At 44.5% G+C, this 21,353-nt stretch carries 19 protein-coding genes, 1 other RNA gene and 1 pseudogene; all 21 read right to left on the bottom strand.

Features of this window, described 5'->3' with window-relative positions:
* Positions 1-83: 83 nt before the first annotated feature.
* Complete coding sequence (locus DWW13_RS00805; RefSeq protein ID WP_226906309.1) at positions 84-1,682, bottom strand: sensor histidine kinase; 1,599 nt, start codon at positions 1,680-1,682, stop codon at positions 84-86.
* On the bottom strand, positions 1,679-2,362 hold the full coding sequence (locus DWW13_RS00800; RefSeq protein WP_117804030.1) for a response regulator transcription factor: 684 nt from the start codon (positions 2,360-2,362) through the stop codon (positions 1,679-1,681). Before DWW13_RS00800 ends, DWW13_RS00805 begins: the two co-directional genes overlap by 4 nt.
* 259 nt (positions 2,363-2,621) lie before the next feature.
* Entirely contained in the window at positions 2,622-3,725 is a 1,104-nt protein-coding gene (locus DWW13_RS00795) for a glycerol dehydrogenase (protein WP_118718988.1), read from the bottom strand.
* Between the two features lie 32 nt (positions 3,726-3,757).
* Positions 3,758-4,150 (bottom strand): hypothetical protein, encoded by a 393-nt coding sequence (locus DWW13_RS00790; RefSeq protein ID WP_117760384.1) that lies wholly within the window; start codon positions 4,148-4,150, stop codon positions 3,758-3,760.
* Positions 4,151-4,274: 124 nt separating this feature from the next.
* On the bottom strand, positions 4,275-5,564 hold the full coding sequence (locus DWW13_RS00780; RefSeq protein WP_118594709.1) for an ATP-binding protein: 1,290 nt from the start codon (positions 5,562-5,564) through the stop codon (positions 4,275-4,277).
* 223 nt (positions 5,565-5,787) lie between these two features.
* Complete coding sequence (locus DWW13_RS00775; RefSeq protein WP_118718986.1) at positions 5,788-7,338, bottom strand: ATP-binding cassette domain-containing protein; 1,551 nt, start codon at positions 7,336-7,338, stop codon at positions 5,788-5,790.
* A gap of 313 nt (positions 7,339-7,651) precedes the next feature.
* Positions 7,652-8,572 carry an aminoglycoside phosphotransferase family protein gene (locus tag DWW13_RS00770; RefSeq protein ID WP_118718984.1) on the bottom strand — a complete coding sequence of 307 codons (921 nt, stop codon included), beginning with the start codon at positions 8,570-8,572 and terminating at the stop codon, positions 7,652-7,654.
* Positions 8,573-8,725: 153 nt separating this feature from the next.
* Positions 8,726-9,271, bottom strand: a complete 546-nt coding sequence (locus DWW13_RS00765) for a hypothetical protein (protein WP_118718982.1) — start codon at positions 9,269-9,271, stop codon at positions 8,726-8,728.
* A 201-nt stretch (positions 9,272-9,472) separates the two neighbouring features.
* Positions 9,473-9,649 (bottom strand): YccF domain-containing protein, encoded by a 177-nt coding sequence (locus tag DWW13_RS00760; RefSeq protein WP_082424435.1) that lies wholly within the window; start codon positions 9,647-9,649, stop codon positions 9,473-9,475.
* Positions 9,650-9,687: 38 nt separating this feature from the next.
* On the bottom strand, positions 9,688-10,164 hold the full coding sequence (locus tag DWW13_RS00755) for an LURP-one-related/scramblase family protein (RefSeq protein WP_117509084.1): 477 nt from the start codon (positions 10,162-10,164) through the stop codon (positions 9,688-9,690).
* 116 nt (positions 10,165-10,280) lie between these two features.
* Positions 10,281-10,874, bottom strand: coding sequence for a type IV toxin-antitoxin system AbiEi family antitoxin domain-containing protein (locus DWW13_RS00750; RefSeq protein ID WP_118666295.1), 594 nt, complete (start codon positions 10,872-10,874; stop codon positions 10,281-10,283).
* A 607-nt stretch (positions 10,875-11,481) separates the two neighbouring features.
* Positions 11,482-12,102 carry a hypothetical protein gene (locus DWW13_RS00745; RefSeq protein ID WP_117509085.1) on the bottom strand — a complete coding sequence of 207 codons (621 nt, stop codon included), beginning with the start codon at positions 12,100-12,102 and terminating at the stop codon, positions 11,482-11,484.
* 16 nt (positions 12,103-12,118) lie between these two features.
* Positions 12,119-12,883 carry a carbohydrate ABC transporter permease gene (locus tag DWW13_RS00740; protein ID WP_147326093.1) on the bottom strand — a complete coding sequence of 255 codons (765 nt, stop codon included), beginning with the start codon at positions 12,881-12,883 and terminating at the stop codon, positions 12,119-12,121.
* Between the two features lie 21 nt (positions 12,884-12,904).
* Positions 12,905-13,753: a carbohydrate ABC transporter permease gene (locus tag DWW13_RS00735; protein WP_055266562.1), complete on the bottom strand. Its 849-nt coding sequence runs from the start codon at positions 13,751-13,753 to the stop codon at positions 12,905-12,907.
* A gap of 35 nt (positions 13,754-13,788) precedes the next feature.
* Entirely contained in the window at positions 13,789-15,141 is a 1,353-nt protein-coding gene (locus DWW13_RS00730) for an ABC transporter substrate-binding protein (RefSeq protein ID WP_118594707.1), read from the bottom strand.
* Between the two features lie 389 nt (positions 15,142-15,530).
* Positions 15,531-15,837: pseudogene (locus tag DWW13_RS20095) on the bottom strand (DUF188 domain-containing protein); the annotation flags it as partial.
* Between the two features lie 13 nt (positions 15,838-15,850).
* On the bottom strand, positions 15,851-17,290 hold the full coding sequence (locus DWW13_RS00720) for an ATP-binding protein (protein ID WP_117804025.1): 1,440 nt from the start codon (positions 17,288-17,290) through the stop codon (positions 15,851-15,853).
* 745 nt (positions 17,291-18,035) lie between these two features.
* Positions 18,036-18,393, bottom strand: a transfer-messenger RNA (tmRNA) gene (gene ssrA, locus DWW13_RS00715).
* Positions 18,394-18,521: 128 nt separating this feature from the next.
* Entirely contained in the window at positions 18,522-18,992 is a 471-nt protein-coding gene (smpB, locus tag DWW13_RS00710) for an SsrA-binding protein SmpB (protein ID WP_022463315.1), read from the bottom strand.
* A 19-nt stretch (positions 18,993-19,011) separates the two neighbouring features.
* Positions 19,012-20,994: a ribonuclease R gene (gene rnr, locus DWW13_RS00705; RefSeq protein WP_226906308.1), complete on the bottom strand. Its 1,983-nt coding sequence runs from the start codon at positions 20,992-20,994 to the stop codon at positions 19,012-19,014.
* A 70-nt stretch (positions 20,995-21,064) separates the two neighbouring features.
* Entirely contained in the window at positions 21,065-21,301 is a 237-nt protein-coding gene (gene secG / locus DWW13_RS00700; protein WP_117760392.1) for a preprotein translocase subunit SecG, read from the bottom strand.
* Positions 21,302-21,353 lie beyond the last annotated feature (52 nt).

Raw genomic sequence — 21,353 nt, 5'->3', positions numbered from 1 at the left:
ATTCTACACCATCTTTTTCCTTTATGCAAGAAAAGCGCACCAGGAAAAGGCTGTATTTCCTTTTTCTGGCACGCTTTTTGCAATCATGCTTCTTCCGTTTTTCCATCTGCCTCCAGTGTGAACCAGAATGCCACACCGTTGTCGTAATTCTGGCAGCCGCACTGCTGCTGGAAGGAATCCATAATGGCTTTTACGATGGAAAGGCCGATGCCGCTTCCGCCGTATTCCCTTGTTCTCGCTTTGTCCACCTTGAAGAATTTCACCCATACCTTGTCGAGATCCTCCTCCGGGATCGGGTCCCCGGTATTGAAAACGGTTGTCTTTACGACATTCCCTTCTTTTTTGCAGGTGATCTCAATCGTGTGGTCGTAGTCCAGATGGTTGAGGGCATTCGTCAGATAGTTGGTGATAACCTCCTCGACTTTGAATTCATCGCCCCAGACATAGAGCGGGTCGCCGCCGGTAAAGAGCACTTTTGCCTCTTTCTGGCGGATCAGGATGTCGGAGGACTGCAGCACGCCTTTGATCACGGCGTTCAGATCGAACCGTTCCATATTGACCTGATCCTCACCGAACTCGAGTTGGTTCAGGTTCAGGAGTTTTTTGACCATCTCGTTCATCTTTGCCGCCTCGTCGATGATGACATCACAGTAGAACTCGCGGCTTTCCTCATCGTCGTTGATGTTGTCTTTCAGGCCTTCCGCATAACCCTGAATCAGAGCGATCGGGGTTTTCAGCTCATGTGTGACATTTGAGAGGAACTCGCGGCGCATTTCATCAATCTGCGTTTTTTTGTCAATATCTTTCTGCAGCTCAACGTTCGCACTTTTCAGCTCGGAAATCGCCTGCTCAAGCTGTTCGGACATGACATTGAAGTTGTTTCCAAGCTCGCCGATCTCGTCTTTTCCGCCGCTCACGTAGCGGGCATCGAAGTCAAGGGCTGCCATTTTTTTCGAAATTTCGGTCAGCTCCTGCACCGGACGGACGATCTGGCGGGTGATGATCCAGATCACAATGGCACCGATGATGATGATCGGAATGCCGATAAAGAGGTAAAACTGGTTGGAAAGGCCGACCGCATCCGTGATGCTCTCCAGCGGGCATCTTGCAAAGTAGCAGTTTCCATTGTCAAACCAGCCGATGATCTGCAGATACTCGGCATCGGCGTGGCTGTCGTAGAATTTCTGGATCTGATAGTTGTCTTTGCTGTCAACGACTTTGGTATTTGCCTGCTCGTTTCCGCTGATCAGGCCGAAGATCAGGGTCTGGAGGCTCTGGCGGTCGGTTGCGTTGGAATAGACGAAGCTGCTGAGCTCCGGTCCGGTAATAATGACTTTCAGGTTGTTGGTAGCACAGAACTGCTCGAAGGTATCAGGGATATTGTCGCTGTCTCCGCCTGTCGCATTCAGTTTCTGAAAGCTCTCTGCCAGAATGTGTTCTTTATCCCGGATATAAAAGGACCCGAGAAAGAAGTAATTGATCAGGCCGATGATAAGCAGGGTAGCTGCCATGGTCGCAATAAAAGTGTAGGCAATTCGTTTTTTGACGGAGTGTTTTCTTCCCTTTTGTGGCATTTTCAAATGAAACCGGTGCTTTTTCTCCGTCTGGTTTCCCATTGTCACACGGGAATCTTCTGCAGGCATCTCCATGGAAGTCTCATTTTGTTTTTCTGTTCCGTTCATGATTCGTCCGCCTCGAATTTATAGCCCATGCCCCAGATGGTCTTGATTAAATCGCCTTTGTCGCCCATTTTGCTGCGGAGTTTTTTGACGTGGGTGTCGATGGTGCGTGCATCGCCGTAGTAGTCGTAGTTCCAGACGTTGTTCAGGATTTTTTCTCTGGAGAGGGCGATTCCCTGGTTTTCGAGGAAGTAGGTGAGGAGTTCGAATTCTTTATAGCTTAACTCCATTGGTTTTCCGTCGATGGATGCCATGTGGGCGGCTTTGTCGATGCGGATGCCGCCGGCTTCTAATACGTCGTCTTCGCCGGTTTTGCCGCTGCGGCGCAGGATGGCTTCGACGCGGGCGACGAGGATTTTCGGGGAGAATGGTTTTGAGATGTATTCGTCTACGCCGAGCTCAAAGCCGAGGAGTTCATCGCGTTCTTCGCTTTTGGCGGTGAGCATGATGATCGGGACTTTGGAGTTCTGGCGGATTTCGCGGCAGACCTGCCAGCCGTCCATTTTGGGCATCATGACGTCGAGGATGATGAGGGCGATGTCTTTCTGGGCGTAGAAGGTGTCTACAGCCTGTTCGCCGTCACCGGCTTCGATGACGTCGTATCCGGCTTTTACTAAGAAATCTTTGACGAGTTTGCGCATGCGGCTTTCGTCGTCTACTACTAGGATTTTTAATTTTTCCATGAGTTTTGTCTCCTTTATATGACGGACGGAAAACGCCCGGCTGCCCGCCCGCTCGTGCTTTTTCCTGATCTCGTTGTGTTTTTATGTTTGATATTTTTACCATTTTACTTTAACATGGGTTTATGTTTTTTCTGTGAAATGGGGTGAGTTTATTTTAACATATAGGAAGGGAGTTGGAAACTTCTATTTTTTGTATTGATTAAATTTGGGTATGAAAAAAGATCTCCTGGGGTTGGCAGGAGATCTTTTTTCATACGGGTTATTCTTCTTCGTCGAGATAGTATCTACCGTAGGCGTCGGCTGCTTTAATGGCGGCGAAGACGGTCTCCGGGGTTACTTCGAATGGCATATTGTGGAGGGTGTCGGTCTCTGCGCATGCGGTTTTGGCTACTTCCATGAGCTGGTCGTCGGTTACGTTTCCGGCACCGAGTTCAGCCAAGGTGACTGGGAGACCGACTTCGATGCACCATAAGATGATGTCTTCGAGTTCATCGAGCGGTACGTTTTCCAGGACGAGCTGAGTCAGGGTTCCGAAGGCTACTTTTTCACCGTGGTACATATGATGGCACTCTTCGAGTACGGTGAAGCCGTTGTGGATGGCGTGGGCTCCTGCGAGGCCTGCGCTTTCAAAACCGATTCCGGAAAGGAGGGTGTTGGCCTCGATGACTTTCTCGACTGCCGGGGTGCATACGCCGGCTTCAAGAGCGATTTTGGCTTTTACACCTTCTTCCATCAGAGTGTCAAAGCAGAGTTTCGCGAGTGCCATCGCTGCCTCGGTTGTTTTTCCACCGGCGCAGGAAGTAGCTCCGCTTCTCTGGCAGGCTCTTGCTTCAAAATAGGTGGCAAGTGCATCACCCATTCCGGCTACGGTCAGGCGGACTGGAGATTTTACGATGATATCAGTGTCCATCAGAACCAGGTTCGGGTTTGCCGGAAGGAAGAGGTATCTCTCGAATACACCCTCTTCTGTGTATACAACAGACAGTGCGCTGCACGGTGCATCGGTCGATGCAATGGTCGGGCAGATGAATACTGGTGTTTCTGCGTAGTAGGCAACTGCTTTTGCGGTATCAAAAATTTTGCCTCCGCCGACACCGATGACCAGATCACAGCCTTTTTCTTTCACGATAGCAACCAGACGGTTGATCTCACTCTCACAGCACTCGCCGTTGAAATAATCAAAAACAACGTTGCAGTCGCTTCCCGCAAAGCTTTCTTCGATCATTGTTCCGATCCGTCTGTAGCCTCCCTGGCTGATCAGAACCAGTGCTTTCTTTCCGCATTTTGCAGCATATGTTCCGATGTTTTTCATTTCCCCTGCGCCCTGTAAATATTTGGAAGGGCTGATTAAAATTTTTGCCATTTCTCTTACGCTCCTTTTTTGTTTTTTGAACGTCATCCTCCGCTTCTGGCGTTTTCTGCGAAAAACGAGTTTACTGCAGAACTTGTCTTTATTATAATAACTGTGCTGTAAAATTGCAAGAATATTTCCATCCAAAAAGCACCCAGGAAGTTCACATATTTCCCGGGATTTTTCGGTTTATTCTGCCTGATCGTAAATGATTTTGCAACGCAGCAGTCCTGTGCGTCGTTTGGGTAGGTATACGGTGCAAACAGATAGACAACTGTCGGGGCATCGTAAAAAGCATTCTGGATTGTGCTGTCATCAGCGATGCTGTCGGCTTCGAGAATTTTGTCCAGTTCTTCCTTTTTGATCTGCTCCGGCTGGTAAAACGGGTGGAATGTCTGGCTTTGATTAAAGTAACCGCCCCTCTGATACGTTTTCACATAAATTGGCTAAGGGTTGGCTGTGTTGACGATCGCATCGGCATGAACTTTTGTGATGTCGTTTCGGATGATTTTAAATGGCATGGGGATCACCTTCTTTCGTGGGATTTATAGCTGTTTTAATTTATAAGTTGCAAACAGCGTATAATGGTATATTTACCATCCGCTCCTGCTCTTTATACTTCAATGTTGAAAATCGAACTGCTTCTTCCGGCTGGAACTTTTCGCAATATGTTTTAAGACTATGGGATCGAATGTTCTGTTCCGCCTTTACTTCAATCGGCACAATACTCTTTGCCTTCTGAATCAGAAAATCCTGCTCGAAAGTTGCTTTTTCATTTCCATAATAATATGGCGTATAAGGGGTATCTGAAATCAACTGCTGCAGAACGTACTGTTCTGTAAGCGCGCCTTTAAATTCAACAAAAATATCGTTCCCCTCCAATATGGATTCTGCTGGCAGTTCACTCATTGCTCCGAGCAGTCCTACATCCAGTACGAATAATTTATATGCATTCATATTTTTATACGCCTTCAGCGGCATATGAGGCTCATTTACCCGGTTGACTTTATATACTAATCCACAATCCAGAAGCCACTGAATTGCTATTTCAAATTCGCTGCTTCTGGCTCCTTTCTTTATCTGTCCAAAGAAAAATTTTTTATTCTCCTTCGCCAGCTGCATCGGAATAGAATCCCATACCATTCGTATTCTTGGGAGAACTTTTGCTTCAATATGCTTTCCAAAATCACCCTCATACTGCCGTACAATATCACTCTGTATCTGTCGTACTTCTGCATAATCTTTATTCAAGCGAAATGCATCTACAACTGCTGGCATGCCGCCTGTATAATAATAATTTTTCAGCCAGAACAAATATTTATCCGCAAAATTGTCAATTAAATTGTAATCCTTTGTTTCCAATGCACTTTCCAGCCCTTCTTCGTCCATAGCGCACAGGAATTCTCTAAAATTGAATGGATATAAATCCAGTAAATCTACTTTTCCCACCGGATAGGATATTCCCTCATGAAGCGCCACGCCAAGAAGTGAACCTGCTGCTATTACATGATATTCCGGTGCTTCTTCGCAAAAATATTTCAAAGATTCCAACGCTTTCGGTGCATTTTGAATTTCATCCAGAACAATCAATGTATTCTCTGGGGTGATCGTTACGCCTGATTCAATATTGAGGTTCATAATAATACGTTTTATATCGAAATCCGTATCGAAAACCGCCTGCATTCTCTGATTATTGTAAAAAGAAATGTAGGCGGTTTTTTCATAATATGTCTTACCAAATTCTTTCATTAACCACGTTTTACCAACCTGCCGGGCTCCCATTAAAATCAGTGGTTTTCTGTTACTTTTTTTCTTCCAGTCTAATAGTTTATCCATTGCAAATCGACGCATGCTGACCTTCCTCCATTTCTCTTTTTTATTATTTCACATTTTTCCCTGGTTATTCTTACTCTAATTTAACATTTTTCCCGACCTAATTCAATATAAAATTAACATTTTTCCCGACTTCACCGGAACAGAATCTGCTGTGAAACCTTCTCTTAAGACAAACATAATCTCTCCACGGAAAAATACGACGGCCAGCCACCGTCGTATTTTTCGTTATCGAATATTTTTATTTTTCTTCTCTGATCAGTCTGAGTCCGTCTTTTTCCAGCAGATACTCCTTCCCGCACACCTCTCCGATATACTTCCTGTCATGCGAAATGCTGATGATGGCGCCTGGAAATTCGCGGAGCATTTTTCTTATGACCGGTCCCGATAAGGGTGAAAAGTTTCGGGTTGGTTCATCCAGAATCAGCACATTGGCATTGCCAAGGCTCATTTTCAGAAGCAATACTTTTGCCTTCTGGCCGCCGGACAGTTCGCGGATGGGGTGATCCATCTCGTCTGCCGTGTACTTCAGCGACCCAAGATACGTTCGTATCTTCGTCCTCTCACTCTTCTCCCCGGTGGAATCCAGAAAATCGACCGGCGTCATGGAAAAATCCAGCTGATCCTCGTAGTTCTGCGGCATGTAATCTACGCGGAGATCCTCCCGTTCTTTCAGCTCTGCCGCAATCTTTTTCAGCAGTGTTGTCTTGCCTGCCCCGTTCGGGCCGACAATGCATATTTTTTCCGGTCCTCTTATCTTTAAGGTGATATTTTCCGCCAGAACCCGCTCCCCATCCGGCGTTTCCAGTTTCGGAAGCTGATATTCGATGACCGTTTTCCCGGCGGGCATGGCTGCCTCTGCTCCTCCAAGCTGGAAGTAAATCGCTTCCTCCTGCTCCGGCATTTCTGTCATGCGGGCATCTTCTTTTTCAAATCTGCGGTTCATCGCCTTTACGGTATGCATTTTGTCCTTCAGATTTTTCGCCACGGACGGTGCCTGACGGGAACAGTTGCTCAAGGCGTTCTGCACGCTCTGGTATACCTTTCGGTATTTCTCATCGCGCAGCGCTTTCTCTCTCCTGTCACTCTGCGCCTTCTGTTCCTGGCGCTCGAAATTCTGCAGGCGCTCCTCTACATACGTCCGATAGGGAAGTTTCGCAACCGTGTATCTCGATTTTGTCTTCCGCACAATCTGTTCAATATGAATGACCATATTTGCCGTGTTTTCAATCAGCATTTCATCGTGCGAAATAAAAACAACAATATGCTCCCATTCGCGGATCAGTTTCTCCAGAAGTTCCAGTGTCGCAAGATCAATATCATTTGACGGCTCATCCAGCAGAAGGACCGTGACATCCTCCATGAGAAGACGCATCATCTGCGCTTTCACCTTCTCGCCGCCGGAAAGCTCACTCATCTGCTGATCCCGATAGAAAAACTCTTCCGTCAGACCAAATTTTCTTGCCAGCACCGCCAGATCCTTCGGTGTCTGATCCCAGAACTTTTCTTTTTCATAGAAATACTCATACACCGTCTTCGTTTTCTCCGCCTCCGGAAGTTCCTGCGGCAGATATCCAAGCCGCTCCTTTCCGATGATGCGCTCGCCTGTGGATTCGATGTAATCTTCCGTCAGTGCGGGATCGTACATCCACTTCAGCAGCGTCGATTTTCCGTTTCCCTCCTCTCCAATGATAACGGCCTTATCACCGTCATTCAGTACAAGCTGAAAATCTTCGAGAATCACCCGCAGATCTTTTTTATGTGTCAGTGTTAATTTTTTTATCTGCATCATACAGAAGTCCCCTTTGCTCCGGCAGCCTCTTTTCTGCTTTTTTACGCAAAACGAGCCTGCCCTGCGTACGCAAAACAGACCCGCAAAAAAATATCCCTGTTCTATTCTCATAAAAAAGGGAGATGATTCAGCGATTCTCGTCTTTAAGCGTACACGAAAAACAGGCCTGTTTTCCAGGCTGCCCGTTCTTTGTGTTTTTCTTAAAGTCGATTATCGCAGAAACATTCCCTCACCTTTACACCAATGGTGCTCTTTCTTTTTATTTTCTGTTCCCTATTATAGGACAACTTACAGATAAATGCAATCCGTTTTTTTACAAATTGAGAAGTTCCTCTGCCAGCGCCTGTGCATGCTCCAGATACCAGCCGTCTTCGTCCTCTTCTGCTTCCACAAACTCGATATACTCATTCAGCGTGGCCAGCTTCACATCCAGATTGAACTGTTCGCGTGAAATCTTTATCTTTAACGCTTCATACATCCGATCCAGAAACAGCTCTTTCTGTGCATCGTTCATGTAGAACGGGAAAGTACTCCGTGTCTCGGTCGCATGTGCCAGGAATCTTGCAATGTCCAGAGAATACGGCATCATTCCACCAAATCCCCAGTCAATCATGACAACATTTTCGCCGTCATAGATCACATTCCACTGCAGGAAATCACCGTTTGACATTGTACATGGACAAGTCAGCTGGCGGTCCAGGAACATCTGATACGCTTTCCGCAGAATTGGATCATCCGCTACGGACGATGCTCGGCGCAGAACGCGTTTCCAATATTCGACAAATCTCTGCTCCACTTCATTTTCCGGCGCTTTGTCCATCGACGGTGTCCAGAAATACGACTGAATTTTACTTAAGGTTTCTGCCGCTTTTTCTGTTGTCTCGTCCGTCATATCCCGCATGTCGTTTCCTTCTACATACTTCATGCAGATCCAGTCCGCATCCTCTGCCTGCCGCATGCCGACATACTGCGGTACGTGAAACTCTCCTTTTGACAGATACTGCGCATAAATCTGCGCTTCTTTGCTGCCGGTTTTCTTCAGTGTATATTTTCCTGCATCTGTCTCGATCACATACACATCGTACTCCCGCACTTCATCTTCCGCCTCGCCCCACTGCTCGCAGATGCGGGAAACTGCTTTTACCGGTTCTCCGATGATTTCAAATGCCATTGTTTTGATTTCATCTGAATCTACTGATTTCTGAAAATTTCCTAACTCCATCTCTTTTGTCAAATCCTTCTCTTTTTCACATTATTCTACTACTATATCACATCTGTGACACTTTTGTCATTCTATCTTTCTGGCTTTTAAAAGCTTTGGAAAGTTTTTTCACAAAAAAGCAGGCGCACCAGACATTGCCGTCTGATGCGCCCGTATCTGTCAATTTTATGATCCAATCGAGTATTCCATCGATGCCACGCTTAAGATAACGGTTGCGCTTTCATCCCCTTCCTTAAAAGCCGTCAGCTGCAGAACCGTATCCTGCTCCCCCTGCCACTGATAAATCTGATTTCCGAGTCCAGTTGCAATTCCTCCGCCGTATAAAGAATTCAGTTCGTCTACTTCTTTCTGAATCCATGTATTGGCATCCTGTTCGATGTCAAAAGTAAAGGAAACCTGACTCAGCTGACCGTCCGAAAATTCCAGATCCATGTTAGATTCTGCATTTTCCAGGGAAAATTTTTCTTTGCTCTCGTATGTCTTTGTGCTGCTCTCATCACCCTGTCCCAGATCTTTTTCATCAAACTTCAGGAAGCTCTGTTTGAAAAGCTGTTCCGAATCCGTTCCCCATTCAAAATCCGCATACTGGAAAACCTGCTCCTCTGTACAGAGTTCCTTTAAATCCAGATCTCTGCTCTGTGATCCTCCTGCAGATGTGCAGCCCGCCAGCAAAAACAAAGGTAATAAAAAGATTGTCTGTCTTATCTTCATAAACTTCCCCCCTTCTGTTTCCTGATTTTTTAATTAATACTGAATATTCTATCGTTTCTTTATTTTTTCTGTAAATTTATGGTATCATACTTTATTCTGCTGCGCAATACTTTTATCATGTTTCTATTTGCATCAAAGGAATGGCCGCCTCATGATATGCATAGAAAAAGACCGGTAACCCGATCTTTTTCCATACACCTTTTATCCAATTACACTCGTGCCAAATGGCATAAACGAAAGCCTTGCCATCTTGAAAAACTGCCGTCCAAACGGAATTCCAACAATCGTAATACACCAGATGCATCCTGCAAAAATCCATGCAAGTCCGCCGAACATGCCTCCAAATATAAACCACAGAATATTTCCCAAAGTTCTCATATCCGCATCTCCCCTGACGCCATTCCAGACACCACCAGCTATCCATTATTTTGTGAACAGTTTGCCGCATCGATCGCCAGCACCAGTAATAATGCCGGAATTTCATTGCTCGGATTATCATATTCGATGACATACATGTCACCCCAGCTCAGAAGTTTTTTATGTACGTGGACGACTGCACTGCAGGCTTCATATACATCGTAATCCCATCCCATGAAGTCACCTTCTGCACGCCATCCCATGAAATCTACATCGTATTTGGGGCGGAACAGTGCAAAACGTTTTTCGATATGTCCCATTAACTGCCCGTTCCATTCAATTTCGAAAGTCGGAAGAAAGCAAAATAATTTCTGTTTGATAAACCCAATTTCATTATGCGCCGCATCGTACACATGCAGACGGTGTCCCAGCGAGATAAATTCATTTTTCACAAAATACTTTTGGTTCCCCTGCTCGTCATAGATATCATACGTGTCTGACCAGGAAAATACACGTTGTTTGATTAGTAACTGCATATCTGCTCCCCTTTTCATTTTTCTATCAGACAATCAACTTTTTTATGGAAAATTTTTCCTTTTCCCCTTAATTTTCGGCCGCGATTTTGACCCCATTTTTTTCGGTCTGAAACGGTCTATAGCAAAACCTCCATATATCGCAGCACCTTGGGCTTCACACGAAGCTGATCTGCGTACTGCATCAGTCTGTGAATGTTCTTATCCTTGGATGCTGCATAGCGTTTCATAGCTTCTCCGACAATCTGTATATCACTGCCGCTGCCGCGCAGGATGTCACACAGCGTCCGTTCCAAATTGTAAACACGAATTGGATTGCCGGATGGGGATTTCATTTCAATTCTGCCAAGTTCATAGTTCTCCGGCACAACGCGCTTGACAATTAGATTTTCCCGTTTCAAGGATGAAGCATTGTAGCCTTTGGGAAAGGTCATCGTATATTTTGCCGGGGTACGATCCGAATAGCCCCGCAGATACAAAGCAGTATCGTGCGAATAAATTCCGCGCCCATACTTTCGCTGTAAAAGGTAGAAATCATCCTCCCATACGTCGCTCCACACATACAGGCCACGCCCGAAGCGGTATATCTCGCCGCTCTTGACAAACTTCTGTAAAACGCTGCGGTGCAGTCCGGCTTCTGTTACTTGCGCTGCGGTAATCGTACCGTCCTCTGACGCCTCTCGCAGTTCTTTGATTTTCTCCTTAACATTCATGTTTCTCACCCCTCTTTGACAATCACACATTATATTATATTGAAATAATGTGTGATTGTCAACTGTAAAGCGACGAACACACATTAAATTACGTAAAAATAATGTGTGATTGTCAGATACCAGGGAATTTCTAACATGTACTTAAGTAAAAAACAAAGAACGGCATAGCCGTTAAGCTATATCGTTCCTTGTTTCCATATTTTTTAAATTACCACCGCATTACTGGCGTTTTTTCTGCGGACGGTTTCTTCCAGCACACCGAAAAATCCTGCCACCAGCGCCATTAAAATGCCGGTCAAGGTCGCATCTCCTGTTTCTAGGCTTCCGGCTTTGGTGATAGTCGTACATTTTTCATTGTCATTCACAATGTTTCCAGTTCTTACGATTAGGACCGTAGTTCTTATGAAGCGGTTATGGTATAATCAATATATAGAAGCAAATGCAATTGATAAGTTACGGAATATATTGGGCTACAATGCGAAAGGTATCATGACGCATTATTCGGATGATAATGTGTTTTAAAGCCTGTACAAATCGGCACATGCATAGAACATAATGAAACAGCCTCACCCCTGAAAGTCCCGGTAGTGAGGCTGTATTCTTTTCCTTAATCTTTTTCTGTTAATTTCACCCGTTCTCCATTTGTCAATTCTGATGTGCTTACGACCATCGGTTCGTCTACTTCTGATAAAAGTACCACGAAATCTGAATTTCTATTTGGAAAACATGTCACAGCTTTTTCTTCCAGAATATTTTCATACCCCCAGGCTCCCTTCTGACGCTTAATATAATAGACACACGTTTTTCCAAAGTCTCCTTCATGAATCGCCTGCCGTGTGATCACTTTTGGAAAAACATCTTCAGAAGTGATTTCGATTTTTCCCTCAACGTTTTCACCAATCGAATGTTTTTCATACAGATCTACCGTAAGCTCATACAAATCATCCTTTCGAATGACAGAACACACTTTTCCAACCAGAAGATCTCTGCCCTCCTGCAGCAAAGATTCCGGAACGTTATCATACATGCTGATATAGCCAATTGCCTGATCAGCTGCGCTTACTTCCAAATCAACTGGAAATTCATACTCAATGCTGCCTTCCTGTGCCTCCTCTGTCCAGACGGAAGGAAGCGTTTTGTTCTCTTCTTTGACCGACCAAAACGTTGCGGCAGTTAAAAACAGAAACCACAGAGCGATTAACCCTATACTTATTTTTTTGAACTTCATCGTACTTTCTTCCCCTCTACGCTTTCACACCGGACATACTGATTCCCTGTATCAAATAGTCCTGTCCCATTAAGAATATCAATAAAACTGGTACTGCGTAAAAAACGGACGCTGCATAAAAGATATCCGGCTGTTCCTCTAAAATCTGGCAAAGATACACGGATAACGGCTGCTGATATGGCTCTCTCAAAAAAATGACCGCCTGGTCTACAATATTCCAATTGTCAATAAAAATCAGGATTAATGCAGCAGCAATGGCTGAACTCAAATTAGGCTTTACAATGGAACGATAAATTCTGTATTCGCTGGCTCCGTCCAGTCTGGCTGCTTCTAACGTTTCCTGCGGAAAATCCTGTATCTGCTGACGAATCAGAAATACCCCCAATGGCTGAAACATTGCCGGAAGAATAATTGCCAAGGACGAATTTTGAATGCCCAGCCAATTCGCCACTAAATAATTTGGCACTAAAGTCAGCTGCAGCGGCATAAGCATGACAATCATGTAAAGATAGAACAAAATCTCCTTGTATTTCCACCTGCATTGCCAAAAGCCGTATGCGGCAAGCGGTGCAAGCAAAAGCTGTCCAATCAAAACCGGAATAGTAATAATCAGGGAATTCCACATCATCCGCAAATACAAAGGTCTCTTAAAGAGCAATATAAGATACTCTTCTGGAACTTGTACCGACTTTCCAGCCACAAACAACAACGGAATGACTGCCAAAATGACAGCTCCCATGCAGATCAGCTTTTCGAAAAAATTCGAATATCTCTTTTTCATAAAATCACCCACAAAAGATCTTTACAAATAATCCAGATTCTTCCTCTGGACCCGATAAATGATGCCCAGAAAGATTCCCAGTATGAGAAACATACACCATGCTGCAGCAGACAATTTCTGCATATTAAGTGACAAAAACTGGTTATTCATATAGTGCTGCAGCATATAAACATACGGTGATGGATAGGCCCCATACAGCATATAGATCTCTTTAAAAACCTTAAAAGAATTCACGATCGACATCAACAGCACAACTAACGTCGTTGGTTTTAATAAGATCCATGTAATATATTGGAATTCCTGCCGCCCTGTAGCTCCATCCAGCTGGCACTGCTCATGATAGATCTGCGGAATCCAGTTTATCCCGGACCAGAAAAGGACAATCGAAAAACTGATATTTTTCCACAGATACATCAGGATAATAATCAAAATGGCCCATCTGGAATTCTCAATATCGAACATGTTTTTTCCAAAAAGCTGTAAAAACCCATCCAGAAAACCATTTCTCTCAAACAAATATTTCCAGAAAGCAATCACCGTTCCAGATGGAACGATTAATGGGATCAGGAGCAGGATAAGAAGAATTCGACCTCTCCTCTGCTTTTTCAAAACCAGTACCAGAAGCAAAGCAATCGCCATTCCCAGCGGTATTGCAATCCCGCAAAAAATTCCGGTATTACGGAGTGCTGAAAGGAATAACTCATTTTCGAATAACAGTTTAAAGTTTTTAAGACCCACCCATTCCTTGTTCATCATGTTGTCAATCACTGCAAAATACAAGGACAGAAGAAACGGCACGATGTAAAAAGCCATGATCCCGATAAAACTTGGAAGGATAAAACACATATAAATAAAATTTCGTTTTTTCATTTCATATACCTGATTCCATGGATTAAGGACAGCTTCTACTCATTAACATAAAGCTCTGCTCTTTGCTGAAAAAGCTTCGCACATTCCTCTGGGGTGATTTTCTGCTCCATACATTCGTTTCGAATTTCAGTCAAAATACTGTCTAACTGTAAATCCCGAAAAGCTTTTGCAGAAACTTTTTCATTGTATGCTTCCCATTTTTCTGCTGTGTCGTCATCATTTTCCAATTGATACGCAACAAGCTGCCGTGTGTTTTCTTTGTTCAGCATACTGCCATAGGTAAAGAAATTTCTGTAGTAAGAATCACTGTTTGCATCTTCGAACTCAAATTGTTTCTGACCAATGCAGAATTTGATAAATTCCCATGCAAGCGCTTTATCTTTGCAGCCTGAACTCATGGAAAAGTCCTCACCAATTCTCCAGAAAGGAATTTTTCCATCCGTTGATTTCAACAGGATCGGTTTTGTTGCCGTATCGGTTTCTTCAAACATTCCGCTCGTAGAACCTTCGAGTAAATTTGTAAATGTATTCAGCAGGACACTCTTTCCGGAAAAGCTTTTAATATCCGTAAATGCATGGGTCGCATAGGATGGTTGATATTGATACAGTTCCTGCATTTTTCTCAGAAAATCCACATAATTTTCTGAATCAAAATTTACTTCTTCCTTCTTCAAATAAGCTCTGTCCTCTGTCATCGGCAGAAACACGTAAATATTGTTTTGTACATCAATCGTAAAATCATCATCTGCAATTGGCTTGGCCTGCTGATATAACTCATATAAATCATTGATATCCATTTCGTCCGGGACTTCATAATTCAGTTCATCCGTTATGTTTCTATTCAACCGAAGCATAACATAATAAAAACCTTCCGGAATTTGATACAGTTTTCCATCGACTTCTGCTGCTCGCAGGATATTATCGTAATAATCATCTCTGTTAAAATTAGGATCTGCATCAATATACTGATTTAAGTCCTCGAAATAGCCGCTGCCTTTCGTCTTAATTTCCGATGGTAAATACGTTGCATCATAAATATCCGCCCGTTGATCCGATGCAAGTTCTGTAAGCAAGGTATTTAAGCCTTCATTATACTGTTCATCCGTAACATCATTGTCAAAAACAACCTTTGTTTCAATTTTTACGCCTGGATGCTCCTTCATAAATAAATCAATCATATGCTGGGTCTGCGGCTCAATAAATAAGGTTCCATATGTAAGCGTTCCTTCCAAATCAGCTCCCTCTTCATAGACAGAAATATCATTTCTCACATCTTTTTCATCTTGGGACCCACTTTGTGTGCTTCCACAGGCGCCAATCGCTGCTGCACATAGCATTCCAATTACCACGCAGGATACCTTTTTACCATATTTTCCGAGTTTTTTCATAGGCACTTTTCCTTTCAATTTTTCTCACCGCTTATATTTCTATATTTTATTATATACCCTCCGTTTCATTTGACAATATGCTTATTTTTACTATATTTTCAGAATTATTTTTATTAGTTTTGCACATAAAAATGCCCTGACACTTTTTCCTTTTTGAAAAATAGCATCCGGGCATATCTCCTAATATTATCAAATCACTTTATTTCACTCTCTGATAATTTTATCTTCTAAACTCTTTTCCTTCTTTCTCCTGTATCATCCCTAACATTTTTTCAAAAGACTGTTCAAATCCCTCAGTATCCGCCTTTTTTTCGCTTCTTTGTCCTTCTGACACGATGATGCGGGTATTTTTTCACTTCGTTGTTTAAATAACGCTCCATGAGCATCTAATCGATATTCTTATTCGTGTACCATTTACCAGAATGATGAATCGCATAAGAACCTCTTCCCAACGCTATCGCCGTCACACCATAATCCTGCGATACGACAATATCGCCTTTATGACAGACACGGATCAGTTCATAATCCACAGCATCTGCTCCATCACCAACCACGACTATTTCGCTATAATCCGATATCAAATATCAAATCATGATTGGTATCGCACAACAGTGTTACCGGAACACAATGCTCTTTTGCAATTTTCTCAACCGTCTCAATTACCGGACAGGCATCTGCATCGACCAATTTTTGCATTCTTCTGTTTCTCCTACTTTGTGATTACCCAATTCGATTTTCTGTTTGTTCCATTTTGTACCAACACACCATTTTGCTGTAAAGAAACAAATATTCGTGAAACAGTTCTTTTGGACACACCGATCTGTTCCGCATAATACGCCTGGGTTGCAAATGGGTTCTTTTCTATAGCCTGTAACAGTTTTTCTATCTGAACCTGTTCCTTCGTTCGTGATATTTTAACGCCATCAATGCCATTTTTTGTTTTCTTGGCGTTGATTCTGGCGTTATTTGTATCGTTTTGTCCTCGATAGATATTGATACGCAAGTCAACTTCTCCACCGATAAACTCCGGTTCCTGTAGTCCAGCAGATTTTACCTTGTCTATAATTCTCGGAATCCCGCTTCCCCAATGTTCAATCAGATTCATATACGAAAAGGCATGTGCAAGGGCTTCATTCCTGATTTTGGAATAGCCTTCTTTCATACGCTCCAACGTTTGTCCCATCGGCAATTTCCCCGGCGATGTGATTTCCAGTCGGTTGTCATACACCGCAACCTGTATTGTACCATGATCCAGATAGCTGCGATGCACCACCGCGTTGATAATCAACTCACGAATTGCATCCGGCGGGATTTCATAAATATCCTGACGGTAAATGCCGACAAGCGTAGCTCCCAGATGAATATTTCGCAGAACAAACTGAAATGCTTCCTCTATTTGTTCCCACAAAGGACCCGTATATTCCCTTCGATCAACAAAAACCGCTTTCGTTGTTCCCTTAAACACACCGCACTGAATGGCAACATGAAGCCCTCCACAGCCCGTTAAGATAGCATAAGCGTTAGAAGGGTAGTCTTTTCCATCACGTTCAATCAAAATACCCCATGATCGAAGCTGCTGCTTTCCAACGTCTTTTACCGATGCTTTCTGCTCCTCATTATGGGCATTTTTGACTGCCTGCTCCTTCATCGCTTTACAAAGCGTATCAATTTCTTCTTCTGTAACACTCAGTCCAGTACATAACGCCTGATCAAAATAACGATTGCTTCCCTCAAGCATCAGCTCTTTGATCATATACTCGTCAGCAAGCCGGGTTGTTCCAGCAACACGGACATATACGCCTCTCTCTCGTCCAAGCGCTTTAATGTAATATGGCCGCTGTCTGCCTTCAGAAATTTCTGCCACAATAACCGTCTTGCCATCAACTGTCTGCAGCGTAATATCTGGAATAATTGCCGGTTCACAGCTATCCGAGACGGCATTGGCAATCGCATCCATCTTTTTGAATACATCTTCCTTGTCAAAGCCAACCACTTCTCGGGTTTTATCCGCAATTCCAAAAATAATTTTTCCTCCGGTTCCATTTGCAAAGGCAACCACAGACTTCATATATTTGATGCTCTTTTCCGGCAGGTTCTCTTTGAATTCTACGTTTTTGGATTCTCCTGCAAGAATTTCTTCTATGGTCATAAATACACCTCGCTATCCGTGTTTATTTTAATAAATCAATGCTTAAAGTTCTCTTTATATCTGTTACCTTAACATATAATTCTCATTCAAGCAATGCAGTACTTTTAAAAATCGTAATTCATTTTTTCAAGTCTGTCAATTCTATTATTTTCCTTTTCTCGCGCATGATCAGATTCAATCATAGGGCGAAAAGTACAGAATCTATTAGTCCCTTACCAACTCAAAACATCCTTAAGCATTTGTTTTACCGCTTCAAAAGTTAACCTGCTGGATATTTTTTTATATTGTGAACAGAAATCTTTGTTATACGGAGCCACCGTTTTTAAATAGTGCATATGCACTATTTTCTTACCGAAGATGACGATCTTGATAAGGATGAATTTGAAGAAGGCTTTTACATTGACTTCTTTTAATCTATCGTCTGTTTGCCATGCCCGCCTTTGTGCGGGCTCTTTTTATCAAGAGTTCGACGGAAGTCGAACTTTCCTATTGTACAAAAAAGCAGGCACATCAAGTATCTCTACTTCATGTGCCTGCAGCACTTTGAAACGGTCTCTTTTACGTTCTTAACAGTGCGAATAAAGATAAAGTTTGACAAAATTTCGAATTTTTCCTTTCTTTTTTGACCAAAATTCATGCGGTTTTAAACGGTCTGAAACGGTCTAAAGCGGCATTTTTGCCCTGTTTTTTCCATCAAAAATGTACAAAAAAACCGCTAAAACACTGGATTTTAGCGGTTTTTCAGGTATGGACCTGAGGGGAATCGAACCCCTGTCCGAAAGCCTATTCATTCAGGCATCTCCCATTACAGTCATTCTATTAAAGGTTCCCCCATCGGCACGCCGGATGACAGGCTTGCCGCTTCGGTAGCTTCATAAAATCTTCCATCTCCGCAAAGCTTTGGAAACGAAGTGCTCCGCATCTGTTTGATGCCAGGAGAATAGCCGCGGAAAACTATTCAGCTGACAACGCCGCACTTAGGCAGCGTACGCTACGTAATTATCGTCTGCGTTTAAATTTAGGTTCCAGGTTGATGACGCGGTCCCGGAGTCCACGAATGGCTTCCCAAACTTCAAAACCCCCGTCGAAACCAGTACAAGCCCGTGCTGGTTCTACAGACGCTTTTCTTTGATACGGGGACGCAAACAGATCGTCCCGGTGCAGTGAAAACTCTCTTTCAACTGCCGTATATCGTATTATAGTCTTTCCCCATACTTTTTGTCAAGGATTTTTAATACAGATTTTTAACTTTGAAATCTCTCTCCGCCTCACGTCTCTGATCCTTCTTTGCGATATCCTGCCGTTTATCATACAGTTTTTTACCGCGTGCCAGACCGATCTCGACTTTTACGAGGCTGCCTTTAAAATACACCTGCAGCGGAACGAGCGTGTAGCCTTTTTCCTTGATCTGCGCCTCAAGTTTGCGGATCTCATAGTCGTGCAGCAGCAGTTTCCGGATGCGCAGCGGGTCTTTATTGAATATGTTGCCCTTCTCGTACGGACTGATGTGCATGCCGTATATGAATACCTCATCACGCTCAATGCGGATGAAGGATTCCTTGATGCTGCATTTTCCCATGCGGAGGGATTTTACCTCGGTACCGGCAAGGGAGATGCCGGCCTCGTATTTATCCTCGATAAAATAGTCATGATATGCCTTTTTATTGTTGGCAATCATTCGATTTCCTTTTTGTTTTGCCATAGCTTTTTCCTCCAGGGATTTATTCTGTCTCGGTTTCTTTTTCTACATACGTAAAATTGATTGTCCGGTTGGCAGGCTCGGCGTTTCGTACACGGACACGCACCGGCTCACCAAGGCGGAATACTCTTCCGTGCTGCTCTCCGACCAGACGGTAATTTTCTTCATCAAAATTATAATAATCATCTTTGAGCGTCATAATGTGAACGAGTCCCTCTACGGTATTGGGCAGCTCCACATAGAAGCCCCAGCCGGTCACACCGGAAATGACGCCGTCGTACTCTTCGCCGACATGCTCCAGCATATATTCGGCTTTCTTCAGCTTCACAGCCTCTCTTTCTGCCTCTGCAGCACGCTGCTCCATCGCACTCGACTGCTCCGCCACATGCTGCAAAATGGACGAATATTTGCCGATTCTGCCGCCCTTGTCGAGACGTCCCCGCAGATCGTCCTTGATAATGCGGTGGATCTGCAGATCCGGGTAACGGCGGATTGGTGAGGTAAAATGGCAGTAATATGACGCTGCCAGTCCGAAGTGGCCGCTGCATTCAGGGGTATAAATGGCTCTTGCCATCGACCGGAGCAGCAGGCGGCTGATCAGCGGCTCTTCCGGGGTTCCCTCGATGCTGGTGAGAATCTTCTGCACCTCACCCGGCGTAATCTCATGGGAACGCTTTTCGACTTTGATGCCCTGTTCACGGATCAGCGTCAGCGTTGCCTCCATGCGGTCTCCGTCCGGCTTGTCATGCGTCCGGTATAAGAACGGGATTTCGCGTGTGCAGTATTCCTCTGCCACGGTCTCGTTCGCCATCAGCATGAAGTCCTCGATCATCCGTGTTGCCACGTTCGACGGATACGGGCGGATCTCCACCGGCGTCCCTTCTGCATCAAGAATTACTTTGCTCTCCGGGAATTCAAAATCAATTGCTCCGCGTTCTTTCCGACAGCTCCGGATCAGTGCAGACAGTTCCTGCATCTGGCGGAACATCGGAACCAGCTCATGATATTCCTCCAGCAGCTCCGGATGTGCTTCCGGCTCGGTCAGGATTGCATTGACGGCGGTGTAGGTCATGCGGCGGTCCACGCGGATCACCGTCTCAGCGATCTGATGGCCGATCATGCGGCCTTTCTCGTTGATCGTCATAATACAGGAGAGTGCCAGGCGCTCCTGCCCTTCATTCAAGGAACAGATGCCGTTTGACAGACGCTTCGGCAGCATCGGAATGACGCGGTCCGGCAGATAGACACTGGTGCCGCGCTTTAACGCCTCACGGTCGAGGGCGGAATTTTCCTGCACATAGTTGCTGACATCAGCGATATGAACGCCAAGCGTCCACGTATCGCCCGCTTTTGTGACGGATACGGCGTCATCGAGGTCTTTGGCATCCTCGCCGTCGATTGTCACCATCTGCCAGCTTTTCAGATCGAGGCGGCCGTTGTAATCGTTTGGAATTACTTCCTCCGGGCATTTTTCTGCCTGTGTGATCACGCGTGCCGGGAACTCCTCCGGGATCTGGTAAGCGTCCACGACTGCCTGGATATCGACAGTCTGGATACGCGGCTTCTTCTCTGTGTCGCCGTCCTTTCCATTCTTTCTGCGGAATCGGTCATCGCGTCCTCTTCTGCCCTGCTCTCCGGCGCGGCGGTCTCTTTTTTCCCGTTTTTCCGTCGTTGTGGATGCACCGCGGCTCTTCTGGTAACGGCCGTCGGAGATCACATCGATTTTTCCTTCTTTTACCAGGATTTCCATAACCTCCGCAAGCTCCGACCGTTTTGCTTTCGGCACCTGCAGCAGCATGGCAATGTCTTTCAGACGCATCGGCTCATAGTTTTTCGAACTTACGAGATCAATGAGCAGCGTCTTGCGGTTTTTCAGCAGTTTCGAACTTCTGGAACGCGGATGGCCCGCATGACCGCCATGGTTCCCGCTGTTCTGTCCTGCATGGGACACCGCGCTGCCCTGCGGATATTTCCTCCGATCTTTTTTCTTCTTATTATCTTTCATCTATTATCTCCTCTTTGTAGAAAAAGACACCCTTACGCCTTCTCGTGGGAATAAGGATGTCTTTACTTTGCTAAAAATTCATGTTTAATACAACCGACAGTACAACAAACAGAACTGCCATGATTTTTGTTGCACGGATCAGAGTTCCTTCTGCAGAACGGCTTTTGTTTCTTCCCCAGTAAGTGTCTGAGATACCTGCGATAGCACCGAGACCCTGCTGTTTTCCTTCCTGCATCAATACAACAACGGTTAAAGCAATACAATCAATGACATAAATGACTGTCAAAATCGTTCTTAAAATTTCCACAATTACACCTCCTACGGCCAACTTATATTATTTTACCATAGCAGGAGTTCGA

The organism is Blautia sp. AF14-40, assembly GCF_003479665.1.
GTDB classification, from domain to species: domain Bacteria; phylum Bacillota; class Clostridia; order Lachnospirales; family Lachnospiraceae; genus Fusicatenibacter; species Fusicatenibacter saccharivorans.
The sequence above is the reverse complement of the archived record's forward strand: the minus strand, read 5'-3'. Positions and strand labels throughout refer to the sequence as shown.

Bases quoted from the DNA above. Each gene is read 5' to 3' on its own strand.
- rnr (WP_226906308.1), bottom strand. From the start codon at position 20,994: ATGAAAGATAATAAGAAGAAAAAAGATCGGAGGAAATATCCGCAGGGC.
- DWW13_RS00740 (WP_147326093.1), bottom strand. From the start codon at position 12,883: ATGAAAAAGAGATATTCGAATTTTTTCGAAAAGCTGATCTGCATGGGA.
- DWW13_RS00750 (WP_118666295.1), bottom strand. From the start codon at position 10,874: ATGAATGTTAAGGAGAAAATCAAAGAACTGCGAGAGGCGTCAGAGGAC.
- DWW13_RS00775 (WP_118718986.1), bottom strand. From the start codon at position 7,338: ATGATGCAGATAAAAAAATTAACACTGACACATAAAAAAGATCTGCGG.
- DWW13_RS00805 (WP_226906309.1), bottom strand. From the start codon at position 1,682: ATGAACGGAACAGAAAAACAAAATGAGACTTCCATGGAGATGCCTGCA.
- DWW13_RS00730 (WP_118594707.1), bottom strand. From the start codon at position 15,141: ATGAAAAAACTCGGAAAATATGGTAAAAAGGTATCCTGCGTGGTAATT.
- DWW13_RS00755 (WP_117509084.1), bottom strand. From the start codon at position 10,164: ATGCAGTTACTAATCAAACAACGTGTATTTTCCTGGTCAGACACGTAT.
- DWW13_RS00760 (WP_082424435.1), bottom strand. From the start codon at position 9,649: ATGAGAACTTTGGGAAATATTCTGTGGTTTATATTTGGAGGCATGTTC.
- DWW13_RS00800 (WP_117804030.1), bottom strand. From the start codon at position 2,362: ATGGAAAAATTAAAAATCCTAGTAGTAGACGACGAAAGCCGCATGCGC.
- DWW13_RS00745 (WP_117509085.1), bottom strand. From the start codon at position 12,102: ATGAAGTTCAAAAAAATAAGTATAGGGTTAATCGCTCTGTGGTTTCTG.
- DWW13_RS00780 (WP_118594709.1), bottom strand. From the start codon at position 5,564: ATGCGTCGATTTGCAATGGATAAACTATTAGACTGGAAGAAAAAAAGT.
- DWW13_RS00720 (WP_117804025.1), bottom strand. From the start codon at position 17,290: ATGACCATAGAAGAAATTCTTGCAGGAGAATCCAAAAACGTAGAATTC.
- smpB (WP_022463315.1), bottom strand. From the start codon at position 18,992: ATGGCAAAACAAAAAGGAAATCGAATGATTGCCAACAATAAAAAGGCA.
- DWW13_RS00735 (WP_055266562.1), bottom strand. From the start codon at position 13,753: ATGAAAAAACGAAATTTTATTTATATGTGTTTTATCCTTCCAAGTTTT.
- DWW13_RS00795 (WP_118718988.1), bottom strand. From the start codon at position 3,725: ATGGCAAAAATTTTAATCAGCCCTTCCAAATATTTACAGGGCGCAGGG.
- DWW13_RS00765 (WP_118718982.1), bottom strand. From the start codon at position 9,271: ATGAAGATAAGACAGACAATCTTTTTATTACCTTTGTTTTTGCTGGCG.